Below are 2,952 nucleotides of genomic sequence, written 5' to 3' on the forward strand. Positions count from 1 at the left end.
GCCATCGGTTGACTCCTTCTAAGATAATTGTCTGATTAACCATTACCTTACCGGATAAGCCGATGGCTCTCACCATCCTTCCGAATTTACACCACGCACTAAGACTCTACCTCAAGGGTATGGAGAAACGCTTGTAACACATGCCATGAAGGTTGTGTATCACGCATCCCAGGCAGTAGGAATACATGGAATGTTTGTTGAAGCTCTCAGCGACGACGCCAAAAATTTCTACCTTGGCCTTGGCTTCATCCTGCTCAAGCGCGAAAATAGTAACGCCCTCTTCTATCCAACCAAATCGATAGAAGAATTATTCGAAGCCCAAGACGAATAAACAGAAGCCCCGCTAGTCGGGGCTTTTGTTTTATCTTAACAGCATAAGATTCAGGAATTCTATAATCCAATAATCAAATGATTATGTGTTTTTGAGATTATGTTTTATGCCCTGCCTTTCAGCCAGTCCCTTACCAACTTAGTTACGACGTCCGTCATTTCAAAGTCATAACACCCTAGAATTCTATGATTAAATACTCATGTACTCATGTACTCATGTACTCATGTGAGCATATGTTTATGCCCTGCCCTTCAGCCAGTCCCTTACCAGTTGAGTGACAACGTCCGTCATTTCAACGTCATCATCGACGCAAGCCTTCTTGAACTCCTTATGGAGATCTTCAGGGATGTTCATCTGCAGTCGTTTAGTGATGACTGACGGCTTCATTACGGCGTCAACGGCGGCTGGCGTGGCACGGTTCTGGCCAAGTTTCATTTTCATAGCGGGCTTGCTCATGCAGTAATCTTCAGAATTTCGTTCGTCAGTACATCAATCTCACCTTTTGCTGCGCCGTCATCCGTATCGAATACGGTACTGCCATCGAGCATAACTTTTACGTAAGCCTGACGCTGAGAGATAGACGTTCTGAAGGCTGGTACGCCAGTGTCTTCGATCGAGTCTTTCAGGACAGCAAGCATTTTGCTGTGCGGAATTTTCTTGGTGATGAGGAAGCGAGCTTCCACCGGTTGTAAGTCCTGACGAGCCTCAATAACTGCCAGAATTGCACCGCATGCAGCAAAGTCCAGTGGCGATGGGGTCACAGGGATAACGACCAGATCTGAAACCATTACCGCTGCAGAAGAAATGGCGGAGATAGCGGCTGCACCGTCAATGATTACATAATCATATGATTTTAAGGATTTGCGTACCTGGTAGACCTCTTTCTCACTGGCCGCTTCGGTCAGGTCAAATGCACACTTCTCTTCATCGAACCAGTTACTGATGCTCCCCTGGGGATCAGTATCTACGACGGCAACAGAGAACCCTTTGCGCTGGATAGCCGTAGCAATGTTGATAGTCGACGTCGTTTTACCTACACCGCCCTTCCCATTCAGAATCGCGATAATCTTAGCCATACACCCTCACATGATTGTTTGACTATATGATTATGTAATCATTTGAGTGTTTGCATACATAATCACACTGTATGTGTGAATATTAATCTGCGAGCATGAGCAAAGCAACATGGAATCATGTGTGCATGGAATAAAAAGATTATATGATTTTGTAATCATATAATCTTTTACTCATATGTGGGAGCATCCCTTGGACGAGCTGCTGGAGGTTAGTCTGGGAGCATGTTGCGTAGGTTCCTGGCAGAGCCGATCGTTTTGGAAGACTCTTCGGATTTTACTACTTGTGGTTGTAGCGATAGGTCCATGCTGAGGAAAGCTCTAAGAACCGCTTCAATCTCTGTACCAGTTACTCCCGGCTTGAGCATTGAAGCCAAAACTGCTGGCAGTCGGCTATCGACTTCAGCGAGCGCCAGACCTGCAAGAGAAAACTGGCGCATGTGATCTTGGGTTTCACCCTGCAACTCGCTGAGTTTGTCAGCGGCGTATTGCTCATTAACAGCTTTTGTCGGGCGAAGGTAGAAACGAATGTCTTTACGTACTTCTGCTGCAGACGTGTTTTTACGTCCTGGAGCCTTACGCTCAGTTTTATCCGTCAAGTTGACCTCCTTTAAAAAAGGGGGGCTTTTAGCCCCTCATTTCTTATCCTATAGCCTTCAGCCCGGTGACCAAGTCAAACTGCGGGTGGTTCGAAACAAAGAAGCGATCCTGCCGGATAGAAGTGTTATCGCGAATAGCGTCCGCAATTAGCGGTGCTCCGCCGCCAATGACCATAATATGTGTATAGCCATCAAAGTCTGCTACAACGTCAAGGACGCGGCGCTGCAGGCGAGAGATGGCTTGAGTCATGGCCTTTTTGACATCATCGAGAGCTTCAATCTCGTTGATATTATCGGATAGATAAGCATCATCATGACGATTAATGATCAGATTATCGACGTTAAAGCTGGATGTTTTTGTCTCTGCGCTAGCCAAAGCCTGTTTAACGGCTGATGTTACCAGTGACACACCCAGTTCCGAGTTACCATAGACACGAGAGATTCCCGTCATTTTGCCCACAACCAATGACACATCCAGGGTCGTGCCGCCAAGGTCGATGATAAGCATAGAATGAGATGTGCTTAGTTCGTCGGCCAGACCAACACCTGCTGTGACCTGCCCCCAGGATTAGATACAACCTTCAGTTAGTAATGTCGGTTGGTTTTTCTTCATATTTCCTGTTTCGCCATTCCGTTGCGAATTCGGCTGGTGTCTGGTAATCCAGCGATGAATGGGGACGGCACTCGTTATAATCCTGCCGCCAGTCATTAATCGTTTTCCGGGCATGAAGAATATCGCTGAACCAGTGTTCATTCAGACACTCATCGCGAAAGCGTCCGTTAAAACTCTCAATAAATCCGTTCTGCGTTGGCTTACCTGGCTGGATAAGCCGTAGTTCCACACCATGCTCAAAGGCCCATTGATCGAGCGCGCGGCAGGTAAATTCCGGGCCCTGATCGGTTCTTATTGTCGCCGGATAGCCCCTAAACAGCGCGATGCTGTCCAGAA

4 protein-coding genes and 2 pseudogenes are annotated in these 2,952 nt (G+C 47.1%); 1 reads left to right on the top strand and 5 read right to left on the bottom strand.

The genetic code is table 11. The annotated features are described in order from the left end of the window. Positions 1-112: 112 nt before the first annotated feature. Positions 113-331, top strand: a pseudogene (locus USG84_RS23950) (N-acetyltransferase); the annotation flags it as partial. Positions 332-568: 237 nt separating this feature from the next. Here USG84_RS23950 and USG84_RS23955 read toward each other — a convergent pair. The 5 genes and pseudogenes from USG84_RS23955 to USG84_RS23975 all read right to left on the bottom strand — a co-directional run. Next, the gene (locus USG84_RS23955) at positions 569-772 is read right to left on the bottom strand and encodes a plasmid partition protein ParG (RefSeq protein ID WP_049002001.1); all 204 of its coding nucleotides are present in this window, start codon (positions 770-772) and stop codon (positions 569-571) included. An 11-nt stretch (positions 773-783) separates the two neighbouring features. Further along, positions 784-1,407: a ParA family partition ATPase gene (parA, locus tag USG84_RS23960; RefSeq protein ID WP_151413793.1), complete on the bottom strand. Its 624-nt coding sequence runs from the start codon at positions 1,405-1,407 to the stop codon at positions 784-786. A gap of 209 nt (positions 1,408-1,616) precedes the next feature. Then, a complete protein-coding gene (locus USG84_RS23965; protein WP_151413794.1) occupies positions 1,617-2,003 on the bottom strand; it encodes a plasmid partitioning/stability family protein in 387 nt (128 codons plus the stop codon). A 43-nt stretch (positions 2,004-2,046) separates the two neighbouring features. Continuing rightward, positions 2,047-2,559, bottom strand: a pseudogene (locus USG84_RS23970) (recombinase); the annotation flags it as partial. A 25-nt stretch (positions 2,560-2,584) separates the two neighbouring features. Beyond that, positions 2,585-2,952: integrase core domain-containing protein (locus tag USG84_RS23975; protein ID WP_320712137.1), on the bottom strand; the 368-nt coding region annotated here is incomplete at its 5' end.

This window comes from Enterobacter sp. 168J2, from assembly GCF_034107265.1.
Lineage (GTDB): Bacteria > Pseudomonadota > Gammaproteobacteria > Enterobacterales > Enterobacteriaceae > Enterobacter > Enterobacter nematophilus.

Excerpts from the sequence above, each read along its gene's own strand:
- USG84_RS23955 (WP_049002001.1), bottom strand. The coding sequence starts at position 772 with ATGAAAATGAAACTTGGCCAGAACCGTGCCACGCCAGCCGCCGTTGAC.
- parA (WP_151413793.1), bottom strand. The coding sequence starts at position 1,407 with ATGGCTAAGATTATCGCGATTCTGAATGGGAAGGGCGGTGTAGGTAAA.